General features: G+C 59.3%; 15 protein-coding genes and 1 tRNA gene. 4 read left to right on the plus strand and 12 right to left on the minus strand.

The features are described 5' to 3' along the window. Window positions 1-69 precede the first annotated feature (69 nt). Window positions 70-143 (plus strand) — tRNA-Gly (locus GC127_RS07600). A gap of 16 nt (window positions 144-159) precedes the next feature. Here GC127_RS07600 and pyrF read toward each other — a convergent pair. The 3 genes from pyrF to GC127_RS07615 form a co-directional block, all read right to left on the minus strand. Further along, a complete protein-coding gene (gene pyrF, locus GC127_RS07605) occupies window positions 160-852 on the minus strand; it encodes an orotidine-5'-phosphate decarboxylase (protein WP_008279775.1) in 693 nt (230 codons plus the stop codon). A gap of 56 nt (window positions 853-908) precedes the next feature. Further along, a complete protein-coding gene (locus tag GC127_RS07610) occupies window positions 909-1163 on the minus strand; it encodes a hypothetical protein (RefSeq protein ID WP_008279776.1) in 255 nt (84 codons plus the stop codon). A gap of 135 nt (window positions 1164-1298) precedes the next feature. Beyond that, complete coding sequence (locus tag GC127_RS07615) at window positions 1299-1553, minus strand: hypothetical protein (RefSeq protein WP_008279777.1); 255 nt, start codon at window positions 1551-1553, stop codon at window positions 1299-1301. A gap of 235 nt (window positions 1554-1788) precedes the next feature. Here GC127_RS07615 and clpB point away from each other — a divergent pair, with 235 nt between their 5' ends. Next, complete coding sequence (gene clpB / locus GC127_RS07620) at window positions 1789-4407, plus strand: ATP-dependent chaperone ClpB (RefSeq protein WP_008279778.1); 2619 nt, start codon at window positions 1789-1791, stop codon at window positions 4405-4407. A gap of 54 nt (window positions 4408-4461) precedes the next feature. Here clpB and sthA read toward each other — a convergent pair whose 3' ends face one another. The 4 genes from sthA to mbfA all read right to left on the minus strand — a co-directional run bounded on the left by sthA (window position 4462) and on the right by mbfA (window position 8754). Then, entirely contained in the window at window positions 4462-5898 is a 1437-nt protein-coding gene (gene sthA, locus GC127_RS07625) for a Si-specific NAD(P)(+) transhydrogenase (RefSeq protein WP_008279779.1), read from the minus strand. 3 nt (window positions 5899-5901) lie between these two features. Then, on the minus strand, window positions 5902-6735 hold the full coding sequence (fghA, locus tag GC127_RS07630) for an S-formylglutathione hydrolase (RefSeq protein ID WP_151977378.1): 834 nt from the start codon (window positions 6733-6735) through the stop codon (window positions 5902-5904). A gap of 30 nt (window positions 6736-6765) precedes the next feature. Beyond that, the gene (locus GC127_RS07635) at window positions 6766-7698 is read right to left on the minus strand and encodes an AEC family transporter (RefSeq protein WP_151979667.1); all 933 of its coding nucleotides are present in this window, start codon (window positions 7696-7698) and stop codon (window positions 6766-6768) included. Between the two features lie 78 nt (window positions 7699-7776). Next, the gene (gene mbfA, locus GC127_RS07640) at window positions 7777-8754 is read right to left on the minus strand and encodes an iron exporter MbfA (protein WP_008279782.1); all 978 of its coding nucleotides are present in this window, start codon (window positions 8752-8754) and stop codon (window positions 7777-7779) included. Window positions 8755-8922: 168 nt separating this feature from the next. Here mbfA and GC127_RS22780 point away from each other — a divergent pair, with 168 nt between their 5' ends. Next, a complete protein-coding gene (locus tag GC127_RS22780; RefSeq protein ID WP_162655199.1) occupies window positions 8923-9081 on the plus strand; it encodes a hypothetical protein in 159 nt (52 codons plus the stop codon). Between the two features lie 97 nt (window positions 9082-9178). Beyond that, entirely contained in the window at window positions 9179-9796 is a 618-nt protein-coding gene (locus GC127_RS07645; protein WP_008279784.1) for a TetR/AcrR family transcriptional regulator, read from the plus strand. Here GC127_RS07645 and GC127_RS07650 read toward each other — a convergent pair. The 5 genes from GC127_RS07650 to GC127_RS07670 all read right to left on the minus strand — a co-directional run bounded on the left by GC127_RS07650 (window position 9784) and on the right by GC127_RS07670 (window position 16783). After that, window positions 9784-11406, minus strand: a complete 1623-nt coding sequence (locus GC127_RS07650; RefSeq protein ID WP_151977380.1) for a GMC family oxidoreductase — start codon at window positions 11404-11406, stop codon at window positions 9784-9786. The two genes, GC127_RS07645 and GC127_RS07650, sit on opposite strands and share 13 nt — an antisense overlap. An 80-nt stretch (window positions 11407-11486) precedes the next feature. Beyond that, window positions 11487-12677 carry an ABC transporter permease gene (locus GC127_RS07655; RefSeq protein WP_151977382.1) on the minus strand — a complete coding sequence of 397 codons (1191 nt, stop codon included), beginning with the start codon at window positions 12675-12677 and terminating at the stop codon, window positions 11487-11489. A 5-nt stretch (window positions 12678-12682) separates the two neighbouring features. Continuing rightward, window positions 12683-14347, minus strand: coding sequence for an ABC transporter permease (locus GC127_RS07660; protein ID WP_112303059.1), 1665 nt, complete (start codon window positions 14345-14347; stop codon window positions 12683-12685). Window positions 14348-14447: 100 nt separating this feature from the next. Then, a complete protein-coding gene (locus GC127_RS07665) occupies window positions 14448-15563 on the minus strand; it encodes an extracellular solute-binding protein (RefSeq protein ID WP_037298680.1) in 1116 nt (371 codons plus the stop codon). 110 nt (window positions 15564-15673) lie between these two features. Continuing rightward, a complete protein-coding gene (locus tag GC127_RS07670) occupies window positions 15674-16783 on the minus strand; it encodes an ABC transporter ATP-binding protein (RefSeq protein ID WP_081507341.1) in 1110 nt (369 codons plus the stop codon). Between the last annotated feature and the right edge of the window lie 8 nt (window positions 16784-16791).

The following is a 16791-nucleotide window of genomic DNA, read 5'->3' on the forward strand; positions in this document are numbered from 1 at the left end:
TTGCACAGGCCTGACCCACAAGTTTTCGCTTGAAGCTGGCCAAGTGACGGTGCTATCCAGAGCGCTGCGGCGGGTATGGTGAAAAGGTATCACGAAAGCTTCCCAAGCTTCAGTTACGGGTTCGATTCCCGTTACCCGCTCCAAAACTCCGTCTCAGCATCAGCCGCGCAATTGTGACAGGATCGCCTCTGCCGCCGCGCGTGGATCTTGTGCCGCCCAAATGGGCCGGCCGACGACAATGTGGTCGGCCCCGTCAGCGATGGCCTGTGCCGGGGTTGCCACCCGCTTTTGGTCACCCAAAGCGCTGCCTTCAGGGCGCACACCCGGTGTGACGATCAGGCGACCCTTAGCTTCGGGCAGGGCACGGATCATCGCCGCCTCTTGCGGGCTGGCAATGACCCCATCGGCCCCGGCGTCAAAGGCACGGCCCGCGCGCTCGGCCACCAGATCAGGCAGATCGCCCGATTTGATCATCCCAGCATCAAGATCGGCGCGATCAAGCGAGGTGAGGATCGTGACCGCAAGGATTTTCATCGGCTTGCCCGAGGCCCCCTCTTTGGCGGCGCGCACCACATGCGGATCACCATGTACGGTCAGGAAATCCAGATCGAACTGGGCCAGTCCCCGCACCGCCGCCTCGATCGTGGCGCCGATGTCAAAGAGCTTCATGTCGAGGAAAATTCGCTTGCCTTGCTCGGTTTTCAACTCGTTAGCGAGGGCCAATCCGCCCCCCGTCAGCATTCCAAGGCCAATCTTGTAAAAGCCGACCGAGGCACCCAATTGCTCTGCCAATTGGAGACCCTCCAGCGCATTGGGCACATCAAGGGCTACGATCAGGCGGTCATCAGTCATGGGGCGCGGTCCTCTGCTGTCGGATAGCGCCCTTGTCGCGGCGGCGATGCGCGGCGTCAAGCCTCTGCGCACATCCCGTCAAAAGCTGTATCAGCCAAGGTGATCTGACGCCCGTTGCGCCGAAACTCAGGCAAGCGCTGCAATTGGCGCAAGGCATCCAGCCACAATGCGTTATGGCTCGCCTCTTTTGCTGGCACCGTGACATTCAGGCTGATTTGGCCGGTTTCCGTTTCCAGCAACAACACGCCACTGACGCAGGCAGCGTGACTATCACGGCGCATCTCGCGCGCGCGGACCTTGATGATATGCATCTTACGAACCTTATTACTCTTTACAGGGCAAACGGCGCATGACGCCGGTTGTTTACAGGCTTGATACTAAAGATAGCCTGACGCGATTTCACGGTGAAATCACGACGATTTTGCATCTTTTTTCGGGATGCGGAGTCAGGCGGCAATTGGTGGCACAGGGCGGACAGTCGCCCGGCGCAGCCGAAGGTCGGACCGGCCAGAGCGATGCAGATACCGGGCATGCTCCATCAAACCGTGAGTCACCCTTGCGAATTCTGCAGTCAGAGGAGCCCGGAAAAGCACGGGATAAACCAACCGTTCCTGCCCGTCGACCACTTCGGCCCTCGCGAAAAAGGCGGACCATTCGGGATTGTATCCGATCGCTTCCAGTCTCACTGCCTGCTCTGTCATGGCTTCTATCCTCTTTATAGGGCGACATAGCCCTGTGGATAACTCTGCGACAGATCGGTATTGCAGCAGGTCCTGCCAAGTCCCTCTCACGAAAAAGTGCCGCTCACGCGATTCCAGCGCGATCCGTCTTGAACCTCACGGCACTGTTACCCATTTATGGTGAGAGGTCCCCGACCGCCGCATGCCTAATGCTGGGTGCGCCACCGGGGGAACGCTTGTCAAAAGGAGAAAGCCCATGGACTTCAACAAGTTCACGGAACGGTCGCGTGGTTTCATTCAGGCCGCCCAGACCATCGCGATGCGCGAAAGCCATCAGAAACTATCCCCAGAACATATCCTGAAAGCGTTGCTTGACGACCCCGAGGGGCTGGCCAGCAACCTGATCAAACGCGCCGGTGGCGCGCCCGAACGCGTGACGCAAGCGAATGACATCGCTCTGGCCAAAATCCCACGCGTGTCTGGCGATGCAGGGCAAACCTATATGGATCAGCAGACCGGCAAGGTTTTGGCCGAGGCCGAGAAACTGGCACAAAAGGCGGGCGACAGCTTTGTTCCCGTGGAACGCATTCTGACCGCGCTGGCCCTGGTGAAATCCCCAGCCAAGGATGCGCTAGAGGCAGGGGCTGTCTCGGCGCAAAAGCTCAACGAAGCGATCAACGATATCCGCAAGGGGCGCACGGCAGATTCCGCATCGGCAGAGGACACCTACGAGGCGCTCGAGAAATACGCCCGTGACCTGACCAAAGCAGCACGTGAGGGCAAGATTGACCCTATCATCGGTCGCGACGATGAAATCCGCCGCGCCATGCAGGTGCTCAGCCGTCGCACCAAGAACAACCCGGTTTTGATCGGGGAGCCGGGGGTGGGTAAAACCGCCATCGCCGAGGGCCTTGCCCTGCGCATCGTCAATGGCGACGTGCCGGAATCTCTGCGCAACAAGCGGCTCTTGTCGCTTGATATGGGCGCGCTGATTGCCGGGGCGAAATATCGCGGCGAGTTCGAAGAGCGGCTCAAGGGCGTGCTGAACGAGGTGACGCAGGCCGCAGGCGAAATCATCCTATTCATCGACGAGATGCACACGCTGGTCGGTGCCGGCAAGGCCGATGGCGCGATGGATGCCGCAAACCTGATCAAGCCCGCCCTCGCGCGTGGTGAATTGCACTGTATCGGGGCAACGACGCTCGATGAATATCGCAAGCATGTAGAAAAGGATGCGGCCCTTGCCCGCCGGTTCCAACCGCTGGTGGTCGAGGAGCCAACGGTCGAGGATACGATTTCGATCCTGCGCGGCATCAAGGAAAAGTATGAGTTGCACCACGGTGTGCGAATCTCTGACTCGGCGCTTGTCGCCGCCGCCACGCTCTCGCATCGCTACATTACCGACCGGTTCTTGCCCGACAAGGCCATCGACCTGATGGACGAGGCCGCAAGTCGGCTGCGTATGGAAGTGGACAGCAAGCCCGAAGAGTTGGACGCGCTTGACCGCGAAATCCTGCAAAAGCAGATCGAGGCCGAAGCACTCAAGAAAGAGGACGACGCCGCCAGCAAGGATCGGCTGGAAAAGCTGGAAAGGGAGCTGGGCGATCTGCAACAGCGCTCATCCGAGATGACCGCCAAATGGCAGGCTGAGCGCGACAAGCTGGCCGGTGCGCGCGACCTCAAAGAACAGCTTGACCGCGCGCGCGCCGAGCTGGACATCGCCAAGCGCGAGGGCAATCTCGCGCGTGCCGGTGAGCTGAGCTATGGTGTCATTCCGGGGCTGGAGAAAAAGCTGGCCGAGGCCGAAACCCAAGGCGATGATGGCGTCATGGTCGAAGAGGCCGTGCGCCCCGAGCAAATCGCGCAGGTGGTGGAACGCTGGACCGGCATTCCCACAGCCAAGATGCTGGAGGGCGAGCGCGACAAGCTGCTCGGGATGGAAGCCAACCTGCATCGCCGCGTGATCGGTCAGAATACCGCCGTCAAGGCCGTGGCCAATGCCGTGCGGCGTGCGCGGGCGGGGCTCAACGATGAGGGGCGCCCCTTGGGCAGTTTCCTCTTTCTCGGGCCAACCGGCGTGGGCAAGACCGAATTGACCAAGGCCGTAGCAGAATTCCTATTTGACGACGACAGTGCCATGGTCCGGATCGACATGAGCGAGTTCATGGAGAAACATTCGGTCTCGCGTCTGATCGGTGCGCCTCCGGGCTATGTCGGCTATGACGAGGGCGGTGTGTTGACCGAGGCCGTGCGCCGCAGACCTTATCAGGTGGTCCTGTTCGACGAGGTCGAAAAGGCGCATCCCGAGGTGTTCAACGTGCTTTTGCAGGTGCTTGATGATGGTGTGCTGACCGATGGTCAGGGCCGCACCGTGGATTTCAAGCAAACGCTGATCATCCTTACGTCGAACCTTGGGAGCCAAGCTCTGAGCCAATTGCCAGAAGGGGCCGATGCCGCCACCGCCAAGCGCGATGTGATGGACGCGGTGCGGTCGCATTTCCGGCCCGAGTTCCTGAACCGGCTGGATGAGATCGTGGTGTTTGACCGCCTGACGCGGCCACAGATGGATGGCATCGTCGATATCCAGATGTCGCGGCTGCTGAAACGTCTGGCCGCCCGCAAGATCACGCTGGCGCTGGATGACGCGGCCCATAAATGGCTGGCGGATGAAGGCTATGATCCGGTCTACGGCGCGCGTCCGCTCAAGCGGGTGATCCAGCGCGCGTTGCAGGATCCTCTGGCAGAGGCGCTCTTGTCCGGGGAAATCCTCGATGGGGCGGTGGTGCCGGTGACAGCAGGCCCCGAAGGGTTGATCATCGGAAACCGGGTTGGCAGCACGACACAAGAGCCCCCACAGGACGCCGTGGTTCATTGACCGTGAAAACGCCCCTCTGATTGCTCAGGGGGGCGTTTTTAATCCTATAAACCGTCAGGAAGCCTCTGGGTTGGCTGCCTCGCGCTTTACCTTGTATTCCTCGGGAATGGGCATCCGGTTGAAGGCATCAAGCCCCGCGATTTTATACGCCTCAGCCAAGGTGGGATAGTTGAAGGTGTTCTGCACGAAATAATCCACCGTGCCTTTGAGGTTCAAAACCGCCTGCGCAATGTGGATGAGTTCCGTTGCCCCCTCGCCTACAATCTGCACGCCCAGAACCCGACGCGTCTTGAGCGAAAACAGCATTTTCAGCATGCCATGTTCCAGCCCCATGATATGCCCGCGGCTGGTTTCGCGGAACCGTGCAACGCCCACCTCATAGGGGATACCGCGCGTCTGCATTTCCTCTTCCGACATGCCGCAGGTGGAAATTTCTGGCACGGAATAGATGCCATATGGAAACCACGGGCTTTCAGGCAGGGTCGGGATGTCGAGCGCATGACAGGCCGCAACGCGCCCTTGTTGCACAGAGGTCGAGGCAAGGCTTGGATGCCCGATCACATCACCCGCAGCATAGATATGCGGCACAGCCGTTTGATAGGTCTTGCGATTAACCTCAATACGGTTGCGATGATCCGTCGTCAGACCCGCCGCCGCCAGATTGAGCGCCGAAGTTGCCCCCATCCGCCCCGCAGCAAAGAGCAGCATTTCGGCACGCACGTGGCGACCATTGGCAAGGCTCACCTCGATATGCTCGCCCGCGTCCTCGATCCGCTCGATCGCGGACCCCAGCCGCAGATCAACGCCATTCTCGCGGATCTGATGGGTGAAATCCTGAATGAGCATCCGGTCGATGAAATCGAGAAATGTATCGCGTGGCTCGATCAAGGTCACACGCACGTCGAGCGCGGAAAACATCGTGGCATATTCCACCCCGATCACGCCCGCGCCCACCACGATCAGACTGCGCGGAATCCGGGCAAGCTCCAGAAACTCATCGCTGTCCACCACCGTGCGCCCGTTAAAGGGCACAGTGTCTGGGCGATGGGTCTTGGTCCCGGTCGAGATCAGAAAGCGGTCAGCAGTCAGGCGCGTGACATCGCCCGCCTCGGTTGCAACCTCGATGGTATAGGCATCAACAAAGCGCGCCATGCCATGCAGCGTATCCACGTGGTTGCGGTTGAACTGATGTTCCAGAACATCAACCTCGTGATCCAAGGTCATGTGCAGCCGCGCCTTGAGATCCTCGGCACCGATGTTGTCCTTGACCCGGTAAGCGCGGCCATAAAAGCTGCGCTCACGCCAACCCGACAGGTTGAGCACCGTCTCGCGCAGCGTCTTGGACGGGATCGTGCCGGTATGCACCGACACGCCGCCCAACCGATCCTTGCGGTCAATCACCAACACGCGACGCTTGAGCTTGCCCGCCTGAATGGCGGCGGCGCGCCCCGCAGGACCCGAGCCAACGATGATCAGATCATAATGGCTCATGTCTTAATCCGCATAGAGCGCCTCGGCATGGAAGGTCACGTGATCCTCCATGAAGGTCGAGATGAAGAAATAGCTGTGGTCATAGCCCTTTTGCATCCGGAAGGTGCCCTCTTGGCGGCGGGCGGTCATGGCATGGGCCAGCGTTTCGGGGCGCAGCAGGTCAAGGAATTGGTCCTTGGTGCCGGTATCCACCAGAACCGGCCCGTCAAATCCACGCTCTGCCATCAGCAGGTTGGCATCATGCGCTACCCAGGCGGCTTCGTCTGCGCCCAGATAGGCCGTGAATTGCTTGCGACCCCAATCGCTGTTGGTGGGGTTGCAAATGGGGGAAAAGGCCGACACGGACCGGAACCGCCCCGGCAGTGACATCGCCAGCGTCAACGCGCCATGCCCACCCATCGAATGCCCGGTAATGGCCTGACGGTCCATGTCCACGGCAAAATTCTCACCGATGAGCGCAGGCAATTCCGTAGCGATATAATCCCACATCCGGAAATGCGGCGCCCAAGGGGATTGCGTGGCATTCACATAGAACCCGGCGCCCTGCCCCAGATCATAGGCGTCATCATTGGCCACACCCTCGCCGCGCGGGCTTGTATCCGGAAACACGAGTGCGATGCCCTGCTCTGCCGCCCAACCCTGTGCGCCGGCCTTGACCATGGCATTCTCATGGGTGCAGGTCAGGCCCGAGAGATACCACAGCACCGGCACCGGCCCATCCTGCGCCTCAGCCGGCAGAAAGAGACCAAAGGTCATGTCAACGCCGCACACCTCGGAGGCGTGGGTATAGACACCCTGCGTGCCACCAAAACAGGTGTTTTCCGAAACCGTTTTCATCATGTTCTCCTCTCACGTCCGTAGGACTGTTCAGTAAAGTTGGTTCACCCAACCGATCACAAGCGACACCGTGACAATGGCAGCGCCAGTTGAAATCAGGATCGAGGACGACACACGCTTGGGTGCCACGCCATAATGCTGGGCGAGCATAAAGACATTTCCCGCCACGGGCAGACTTGCCGCCGCAATCATCACCGCCCCGGCGTAGGGATCAACCTCGAACAAGACGAGCACGGCAAAGGCCACGAAAACCGGGTGCAGCACAAGTTTGCAAAAAGAAAGCCATCCCGCGATATGAGGTCGCTCAGCCGATTTCGACGCGAGCGATGCGCCGATGGCAAAGAGCGCACCGGGGGTGGCCGCCCCGCCCAGAATGCGCACGAAATCGTTGATCGGATCTGGAATAGGCAGGCGCAGGCCGGACCATGTGAGGCCCAGGACGATCGAGACGATCATCGGGTTTTTCAAGAGACCCATTCCGACGGTGCGCAAGATACCAAGGCTGAGCCGACCATCCCGCGTGCCGGTAATCAGGATCACCACAAGCGAGCCAAATACGATAAGGTCCACCGCCAAGACGATCATCACCCAGCCAATCGCCGCTTCCCCCATCAGCACGGCCAGCATCGGCACACCCAGAAAACCAACGTTGCCGATGACCGCGCATTGGGCCTCGATAGCGACCTCTTGGATATTCACGCGGCGCACCAGCGCTACAGCCGTGGCGATGCCATAGACAAAGGCCGTGGCCCAGAGATAGGCAAGAATGAAATTCCAATCCAACACATCCGCCAGCGTGAGATTGGCCGAAAAGCGGAACAGCATCGCCGAAAGAGCAAAGTAAAAGACGAACTTCGTCAACCACGCCGTCGCCTCCTCGGGAAAGAACCCGGTGCGCCCGGCGCCATACCCTAGCCCGATGATCATGAAGAAAGGTAGGGTCTGGAGAAAGATACTTAGCATGCGTTGTGTGGTAGCAGGTTGAGGGGCAGGGTCAATCGCCGCCATTCATCCTTTCGTCGCAACACTTGCTATGGCCCGTCAGCCACTGCCGATCAGCACGCCAGCGGCAAAGACCAGCGCACCGCCCAGAACAACCTGAAACGCCGCGCGAAAGAACGGCGTTTCCATATATTTGTTCTGAATCCAGGCAATCGCCCAAAGCTCGATGAACACCACCACAAAGGCGATGATTGTCGCGGTCCAGAAATCCGGAATGAGATAAGGCAGCGCATGGCCCAAGCCGCCAACGGTGGTCATGATCCCAGAGGCAAAACCGCGCTTGATCGGGCTGCCGCGCCCAGAGAGTTCCCCATCGTCGCTGGCAGCCTCGGTAAAGCCCATGGAAATGCCTGCGCCCACACTGGCCGCAAGACCAACAAGAAACGTGGTCCAGGTGTCCTGCGTGGCAAAGGCCGTGGCAAAGATCGGGGCGAGCGTGGACACGGAGCCATCCATCAATCCGGCAAGCCCCGGCTGCACCCATGTCAATACAAACTGGCGTTTGGCGGTGCGATCCTCGGCGTCGCGCGCATCGGCATCGAGATGCTCAGCCTCAAGCTCTTCGGCGCGGGTTTGATGACCAGCCTCGGCGGCGGCGAGATCCCCAAGCAATTTGCGGGTGTCGGCATCGGTGGTGCGCTGTGCCGCCTTGAGATAAAACGCACCAGCATCGCGCTCCATCGCCTCGGCCTCGTCGCGGATACGCTCGATCCCGAGGTTTTCAATCAGCCAGACAGGACGTCGCGCATAGAACCCGGCAACATGCTCGCGCCGGATCAGGGGGATCACCTCGCCAAACCGGCTGCGGTGCAGTTCGATCAGGCGATGACGGTGGCCATCTTCTTCGGTCGCCATCCCATCAAAGATGGCAGCGGTATCCGGGAAATCTTGCCGCAACATCTCTGCATAAGAACGATAGATGCGCGCGTCATCCTCTTCCGAGGAGATCGCCAATGCGAGAATTTCTTGCTCGCTGAGATCGCGAAAACGGCGGCGGGACGTCATACCGGGAATCATCGGACACCTCAGTTAGAATTATTCTAAATCAGTTTAGCGCTACATTCTACGAAGGCAAAGGGGGATGTATGGGTAAAAGTGAACTACTCGGTTCATTTTTATCTTGATTTCTAAACCGATCTGTTTAGTTATATATCTGAACGCAACAGTTCAGTTATGGAGTTCGATATGAAAAGCGCCTTGATCGTTCTTACCCTCTCGCTCAGCCTCATCGCGGCCCCTGTCTTGGCTTTCAGCTTTGACACCAACAGCCTGACACCGACACTGACCTACCCTGCGCCCGCGCCTGCCCCCGTGACACAAGGTAATGCAGGAATCGACCGATAATCTGCGTCAGAAACAGCCTCCCGTGACCGCGCGCAGACGGGCTTGCGGTTACGGGCATGCGCCGACTACACTGTTCCGACCTGTGGGGAGGGATTGGATGTCGGCACCCGCCGTTGAAATCAAGAAGGGCCGCAAGTTCGACCAGGTGCTCGAAGGGGCGCGTCGCGTCTTTATGCGGGATGGATTCGAAGGCGCCAGCGTCGACGAAATTGCGCGTGAGGCGCAGGTGTCCAAGGCGACCCTCTATAGCTATTTCCCGGATAAACGGCTGCTTTTTTCCGAAGTCGCGCGGCTTGAATGCAACCGGCAGGCCGAAGAGGCGATGGAAGTGATCGCTAAGGGCGCGACCATTGATCATGTCTTGCACGAGGCAGCCACCCGGATCGTTCGGTTCTTTTTGTCAGACTTCGGACAACAAATGTTTCGCATCTGCGTATCGGAGGCGCATCGGTTTCCCGAATTGGGACGTCGATTTTATGCCTCTGGACCAGACCTTGTGCGCGAACGGCTAAGCAAAGTCTTGCGCCCCTATGTCGACGCCGGGATTCTCAAAATCGACGACATGGATCTCGCCGCCAACCAGTTTGGCGAGTTATGCAAAAGCGATCTCTTTATGCGCAGCTTGTGCGGCATGTGCAAAGAAGTAGAGCCAGCGGATATAGAGCGTGTGGTCAATGGCGCGGTTGAGATGTTTCTCGCGCGTTATCGCGCCTGATCCGGGGCAGAACGCCCCATCATCGCCGCCGCAATCTTTTCTGCCATCATGATCGTGGGCGCGTTGGTATTGCCCCCCACGAGGCGGGGCATAATCGAGGCATCGACCACGCGCAGCCCCTCAAGCCCATGAACACGCGCCTGCGGATCAACAACCGCCATAGCGCCCTGCCCCATCGCGCAGGTGCCGACCGGGTGATAGATCGTGTCGGCGCGGGCGCGAATATCGGCCTCAAGTGCCGCATCGGTCCAGTCGTGGGGGTGCAACCGCTCTTTGCGCCAAGGTGCCAAAGCAGGCGCGCGCAGCACCGCATCCATCTGCCGCGCACCTTGCATCATCAGGGTCAGATCACGGCTGTCGCTAAGGAACGCGGGGTCAATCAAAGGCGCATCCTGAGGGCGGGCAGAGCGTAGCGTCACCCGACCCCTGCTATGGGGCCGCAGCACGCAGACATGACACGAATAGCCGGGGCGAAAATGCAGGGTGCGCATGTGATCTTCGACAATGCCGATCACAAAATGCAGTTGCAGATCGGGCCGAGACACTGTGCGCTCAGAGCGCAGAAAGGCTCCGGCCTCAGCATAGGGTGTGGTGAACGGGCCCTTCCCCGTCTTGCGCCATTCAAGCGCCGCCTTTCCCAGACGCCAGAGGCCCTTGGGATCAAGGCTGATGACTTCGTCGCGCTTAGAGGTTTCGGCAAGGATATAGTCCAGATGATCTTGCAGGTTCTCACCCACTCCGGGCAGGTCATGCACCGGGCTTATACCATGCGCCTGCAACGCCTCGGCCGGGCCGATGCCCGAAAGCATCAAGAGATGCGGAGAGCCAAAAGCGCCGCTGCTCAAGATCACGTCCCGCCGCGCGCGCGCCTCGCGCACCCGCCCTTTGTGGCGATAGCGTAGGCCGGTGGCGCGCTTGCCGTCAAAGATCACCCGCTCAGCCATGGCCTGCGTGATCACCGTCAGATTAGGCCGTGTCAGGACCGGGAAAAGATAGGCAGCAGCAGCAGAGCACCGTTCACCGCGCTGTGGGCCGTCAAAGAACTGCGTCACCTGATAATGCCCCGCGCCCTCTTGGGTCGCGCCGTTGAAATCGGGATTGCGGGGGATTTGCAGGCTCTCACAGGCGGTTACGAAAGCCTCAGAAATGGCACGGGGCGCATTTTGGTTGGTGACTTGCAATGGTCCGGATTGGCCATGCAGGGCGTCACCGTGCTGCGCGTTCCGCTCTGCCGTGCGAAACCATGGAAGCACGCTCTGCCAGTCCCAGCCATCACAGCCCAGATCGGCCCATTCGTCATAATCGCCGGGATGACCGCGTGCATAGAGCATTGCGTTGATCGCGCTAGAGCCGCCAAGCGCACGCCCGCGCGGCTGAAACCCTTGCCGACCGTTCAATTCCGGCTGTGGCACAGTTTTGAGCGCCCAGTTGTTGATCTTGGGTCGCCCAGACACCATCGCTGCCACCAAACCCGGCGCACGAATGAAGATATCGCGTCCAGACCCGCCCGCCTCAATCAGGCAGACGGATAGGCCGGGGTCCTCACTTAGCCGCGCGGCAAGCACGCAACCCGCCGATCCACCACCCACGATGATGTAGTCATAGATCATGGCCCGCCTCCCTCTGCCCCGTTACGCTATGCCGGAGACCTCTCCCGACCAAAGCGCGACGTGGCGTCAGGGATGCGCGACTAGCTTGGGCTCATGCCGCGCAACCGCTCAGACCGGCGTCGCAAATATTCCATGGTTGTCAAAAGCGCGATTGAGATCACGACAAGGATCGTCGCCACCGCCAGAATGGTCGGGCTGATCTGTTCGCGCAGGCCGGTGAACATTTCCCATGGCAGGGTTTGCTGATTGGCGGAGCCGACAAAGAGCACCACAACCACCTCATCGAACGAGGTGATGAACGCGAAGAGCCCGCCCGAAATCACCCCCGGCAGGATGAGCGGCATCTGCACCCGAAAGAAGGTGGTCACGGGGTCTGCGCCCATATTCGCCGCCGCGCGCGTGAGTGAGCGGTCAAAGCCCACAAGCGTGGCCGTCACTGTGATGATGACAAAAGGAATGCCCAGCGCCGCGTGCGCCAGAACCACGCCGAAATAGGTGCCTTGCAGGCCAATGCGGCTATAGAAAAAATACATCCCTGCCGCAGAGATGATGAGCGGCACGATCATCGGCGAAATGAGGATCGCCATGATCGCGCGGCGGAACGGCACGTGTTCGGAGCTCAGGCCAATCGCGGCCAGCGTTCCGAAACTTACCGAAAGAATCGTGGCCGCTGGCGCGATCATCAGCGAGTTGCGCAACGCCTGTTGCCATTCGTTCGAGGTAAAGAAATCCTGATAATGCTTGAGGCTATAGCCGGCGGGATCAAACCGCAGCATTTCCGGTGTGAAGGTAAAGAAGTTTTGCGCGTTGAAGCTGAGCGGCATCACGACAAGGATGGGGGTAATTAGAAAGACGAAAATCGCCCCACATATCACTCGGAACGTATAGTGCCAAAGCACCTGACCACTGGTCAGATAGGGTGCCAGATTGGCGCGATAGCGTCCTTCGCCAATCCAGAAGATGAACCAAGAAAAGAAGAGACCAAAGAGCAGCCCCAGCACAAACCCCGGCAAGCCAGCCAGAAGCACGCCCGCAATGATAAAGAGCGCGATCAGGCCCCAGCGCGTGGTCTTCTCCTGCCCCAGTCCAAAGACTGCCAGCGCAAGATAGGCAAGAACCATAAGCGCAACGGCCCCAATCGCGATTCCCATCAAGCCAGAGCCATGCGCCGTGCCGACAAACAGCCCAACAAAGGCCCCTGCAGCGCCGATCACCGGCAGTGAGAAAGAAAGTGGCTTGGTTTCGACAGGTGTCAGTGTGAATCCGTTCATGTCTCTTACCCCAGCTTCACGTTGTCGATGCCGACGATCTTGTCATAGGCCCAGTAGAGAATGAGAACCACGGCAAGCAGGATCGTGCCAAGCGCCGCCGCCAAGCCCCAATTGAGCGAGGACGAGATGTGATAGGCGATCCGGTTCGAAATGAACGTGCCGGTAGTGCCGCCCACAATCTCAGGCGTGATGTAATACCCGATGGCAAGGATGAAGACGAGGATCGAACCCGCCCCGATACCCGGCACCGATTGCGGAAAGTAGACCCGCCAGAACGCCGTCCAATTGTTCGCCCCCAACGATTTGGCGGCGCGCAGATAGGTCGGCGGAATGGTCTGCATCACCGAATACATCGGCAGGATCATGAAGGGCAGAAGAATATGGGTCATCGCTACGATGGTGCCGAATTGATTATTGATCATAACCAATCGGCTCTCATCTGCGACCAGCCCCAGCCAGACCAGAACGTCGTTTATTACCCCCTGTTGCTGCAACATCACCTTCCACGCGCTGGTGCGCACCAAAAGCGACGTCCAGAACGGCAGCAGGACAAGGATCATCAGAAGGTTCGCGGTGCGTGACGGCAGATTTGCCAGAATCCACGCCACAGGATAGCCCAAAGCAACACAGGAAAAGGTAATCATCAGCGACATGAACATCGTGCGCTGGAAGAGGATGCCATAAATACGCTCATCTTCGCTGCGCAAGGCGATACCTTGGGGCGTCTTTTCCATATCAACAGCGTTGAGGAAATAGCCGGTGGTATAGGGCGGCGAATAGGTCTTGATGGTTTCCCAGAATGTCACATTTGCCCAGTCCTTGTTCGACTCGAAAAAGGCTTCGCGCATCGCAACAGGCGGCAACTGCGCCGCTGCCGCAGCACGCAAGAGATCGCCACCGGGTCCGGCATAGGTCTCTATGGCCGTTTTCGTAGCCGGGTCTTCAAGGTCCAGCGCCAAGGCGGCATGAACTGCCTCCCATGGCTCTTCCTTGGTTACGCTCTTGCCGTCGACAAACTGGGTAAAGGCCGCAAAGGCCGAATAGGCACGTGCCGTATTGGGTAGAATGTCGGAAATCGCAGCACCGGGCTGAAATTCGGCATCTCCACTAAATTCTGTGGCTTCCAGCGCTTCTAGGCGGGCAATCTGATTGGACATCAGCCGTTCATTGGGCTCTGCCCCAGCCCCACCCGACATCATCTCGACCCATGTCGCGGCCTCGTCAAAGGCGGGATCAACCTCGAGCAATGCGTCTTGGAACACCTCTCCAACGTCGCTCATGTCACGCCCAGACGTGCGGAAGAGCGAGGAAATGCCGCTTTTCTCGTAGTTCAGACGGCTGCCCAGCTTGGTGTGTTCCTTGGCCTCGGCAGCAAGGAAAAGGTCAAAGAACAAGGCGCGGAACACCTGCTCGTCGGGGGCATCGCCGGAATCCCAATCCCGCAACTCCTCGACAGTCATTGGCAGTGTATTGCCCACGATCTGGTTCTCGACAGAACGGAACAGCATATCAATGATCGGCGCGATGAAGGTGAGCAGAACAAAGAGCAACAGGGGGGCGATCAGCGCCAGCGCTCGCATCTTCTGAGCGCGCAAAGCGCGGCGCAGGCTGCGTTTCAGAGGCGTGCCATCGGCGGCAAGCATCGGGCCGGTGTTGGTGCTATCGCTCATGTCTTCCCCGTCGAAATGGTCCGATTATTCAGGCCGGGTCTTGTGCCCGGTCAAAGAAGCGGTGGGGCCGCGTACGGCCCCACCTCTATTGGTCGCCAGATTACTGGGCCAGCCACGACTGGAACTTGGCGTCCAGATCGTCACGGTTGTCAGCCCACCATTCGTAGTCATAGATGTGGACGTTGGAGGCATTTGCCGGATCGGTCGGCATATGCGGCGCCATGTCGATGCCAAGCTCGGCGTGCTTGCCCACCAACGGTGCCGAAGACGCACGCGCCGGACCGTAGGAGATATACGCCGCCTGATCAGCAAGACGCTGGGTGTCGGTGCCGAACTTGAGGAAGTCCATCACGCGCGCCAGACGGTCTGCGGGCAGACCGGCTGGAACAATCCAGCCATCAAGGTCAAACGACTGCATGTCCCACAGCATTGCGATGGGCTGGTTCTGTTCAGCAATGGCCGAGAACAGGCGACCGTTGAATGTCGAACCCATGAACACTTCGCCATCCGCCAGAAGCTGCGGGGTTTCCGCACCGGCAGACCACCAGACGACTTGGTCCTTGATGGTGCCCAGTTTGGCCAGCGCGCGCTCTACACCCTCGTCGGTGCCCAGAACGTCGTAAATCTCGTCCTTGGCAACGCCGTCGCAATAAAGCGCCCATTCCATGTTGTCGATCGGGCGCTTTTGCAGCGACCGCTTGCCCGGATACTTGGCAAGGTCGAACACGTCGCAAACGCTGGTCGGCGGCTCGGTGCCGGCAGGCACAAGATCAGTGCGATAGCCGAAGGTGGTCGAGTAAACGATCTGCGGAATGAAGCAGTCGCTGACAATCAGATCACCAAAGTCATCGCTGGCAGAGGTGCCATCGGGGGCCGCGGCCAACATGGTGTCGTGGTCGATTTCCATCGCCAGACCTTCGTCGCAGAGGCGCATCGAGTCGGACGCCACCACATCGACCAGATCCCAAGTGATGTTGCCTGCCTCGTTCATGGCGCGCAGCTTGGCCACGGCCTCGGCCGAGCTTTCGTCCCAAGTCGCGGTCACGCCGGGGTTAGCAGCAAGGTAGGGCTGCACATAAGCCTTGTCTTGGCTCGCCTGATAGGCGCCGCCCCAGCTGACGATCGTCATGCTGTTGGCCATTTCCTGTGCGGTGACGGCGGTGCCCGCAGCAACGGTCAGAGCCGTGGTCGCGAGCAGGGTTTTCGTCAGTTTCATAAACATACTCCCAGTTTATCCCGTTTTTCGATGGTTGGGCCCTGCGCTACGGGCAGAACGTCGAGGGCCTTGCTCAACCCGCACCGGTTCCGTGACCGGCGCGCGTATTCTTATACTTGGGGCGCATCCAGCGCGCGGCAATCCTCTGGCAACCAGCCGATCTCGATCTGCTCGCCCGGTTGCAGGCGGCGCTGATCGGGGGCGTTGCGGGTCTTGATGATAAAATCATCGGACCCAGCCACCCGGAGCCGTGTGCGGAAAATGTCACCCATATAGATGAACTCCAGCACTTCGGCCTTGAGCGTATGCGCATCCGGCTTCAGCCGGTCACGATTGAATTCGACCCGCTCAGGACGAATGGAAATCAGCGTGCGGTCGCCCGGCTTTTCGACATTGACGGGCTTGGCATCAATCAGGTCGCCGTTGTCTAGCTGCACGACGGCAATACCGTTCTTGATCTCTTTGACCCGCCCCTCAAGGGTGTTGTTCTCACCAATGAACTGCGCGACAAAGCTGTTCTTGGGGCTTTCATACAATTCATCTGGCGGCGCGATCTGCTGGATGCGGCCATCGTTGAACACCGCCACACGGTCAGACATTGTCAGCGCCTCGGTCTGATCGTGGGTCACATAAACTGTGGTGATCCCGAGATTGTGCGCAAGATGGGTGATTTCGAATTGCATTTTTTCGCGCAATTGCTTGTCCAGCGCGCCGAGCGGTTCATCCATCAACACCAGCTCAGGCTCGAACACCAGCGCCCGGGCGAGAGCCACACGCTGTTGTTGGCCCCCAGACAGCTGCGACGGACGACGCCCGCCAAAGGCACCCATTTCCACCATTTCCAGCGCCCGCTTCACCTTGGCTTCGCGGTCGGACTTGCCGATTTTGCGCACCTCAAGCGGAAAGCTGAGGTTTTCGGCAATCGTCATATGTGGAAAGAGCGCGTAATTCTGGAACACCATGCCAATGCCGCGTTTGTGCGGCGGGATGTTGTTGATGCTCACACCGTCCAATTTGATCTCGCCATGGGTGGCGGTTTCAAACCCTGCAAGCATCATCAGACAGGTCGTTTTGCCCGACCCCGACGGTCCTAGCATCGTCAGAAATTCGCCCTTGGGCAAGGTCAGGTTCAGATCCTTGACGACCAGTGTTTCGCCGTCATAGCTCTTTTGGACACGTTCAAACGCAACGAACGCATCGTTGTTCCCGGTATCTGCCAAGTTCGGCT

Source organism: Roseovarius sp. EC-HK134, assembly GCF_902498815.1.
Taxonomy (GTDB): Bacteria; Pseudomonadota; Alphaproteobacteria; order Rhodobacterales; family Rhodobacteraceae; genus Roseovarius; species Roseovarius mucosus_A.

Coding starts and splice junctions, on each gene's coding strand:
- pyrF (WP_008279775.1), bottom strand. CDS start 852: ATGACTGATGACCGCCTGATCGTAGCCCTTGATGTGCCCAATGCGCTG.
- GC127_RS07610 (WP_008279776.1), bottom strand. CDS start 1,163: ATGCATATCATCAAGGTCCGCGCGCGCGAGATGCGCCGTGATAGTCAC.
- GC127_RS07615 (WP_008279777.1), bottom strand. CDS start 1,553: ATGACAGAGCAGGCAGTGAGACTGGAAGCGATCGGATACAATCCCGAA.
- clpB (WP_008279778.1), top strand. CDS start 1,789: ATGGACTTCAACAAGTTCACGGAACGGTCGCGTGGTTTCATTCAGGCC.
- sthA (WP_008279779.1), bottom strand. CDS start 5,898: ATGAGCCATTATGATCTGATCATCGTTGGCTCGGGTCCTGCGGGGCGC.
- fghA (WP_151977378.1), bottom strand. CDS start 6,735: ATGAAAACGGTTTCGGAAAACACCTGTTTTGGTGGCACGCAGGGTGTC.
- GC127_RS07635 (WP_151979667.1), bottom strand. CDS start 7,698: ATGCTAAGTATCTTTCTCCAGACCCTACCTTTCTTCATGATCATCGGG.
- mbfA (WP_008279782.1), bottom strand. CDS start 8,754: ATGATTCCCGGTATGACGTCCCGCCGCCGTTTTCGCGATCTCAGCGAG.
- GC127_RS22780 (WP_162655199.1), top strand. CDS start 8,923: ATGAAAAGCGCCTTGATCGTTCTTACCCTCTCGCTCAGCCTCATCGCG.
- GC127_RS07645 (WP_008279784.1), top strand. CDS start 9,179: ATGTCGGCACCCGCCGTTGAAATCAAGAAGGGCCGCAAGTTCGACCAG.
- GC127_RS07650 (WP_151977380.1), bottom strand. CDS start 11,406: ATGATCTATGACTACATCATCGTGGGTGGTGGATCGGCGGGTTGCGTG.
- GC127_RS07655 (WP_151977382.1), bottom strand. CDS start 12,677: ATGAACGGATTCACACTGACACCTGTCGAAACCAAGCCACTTTCTTTC.
- GC127_RS07660 (WP_112303059.1), bottom strand. CDS start 14,347: ATGAGCGATAGCACCAACACCGGCCCGATGCTTGCCGCCGATGGCACG.
- GC127_RS07665 (WP_037298680.1), bottom strand. CDS start 15,563: ATGAAACTGACGAAAACCCTGCTCGCGACCACGGCTCTGACCGTTGCT.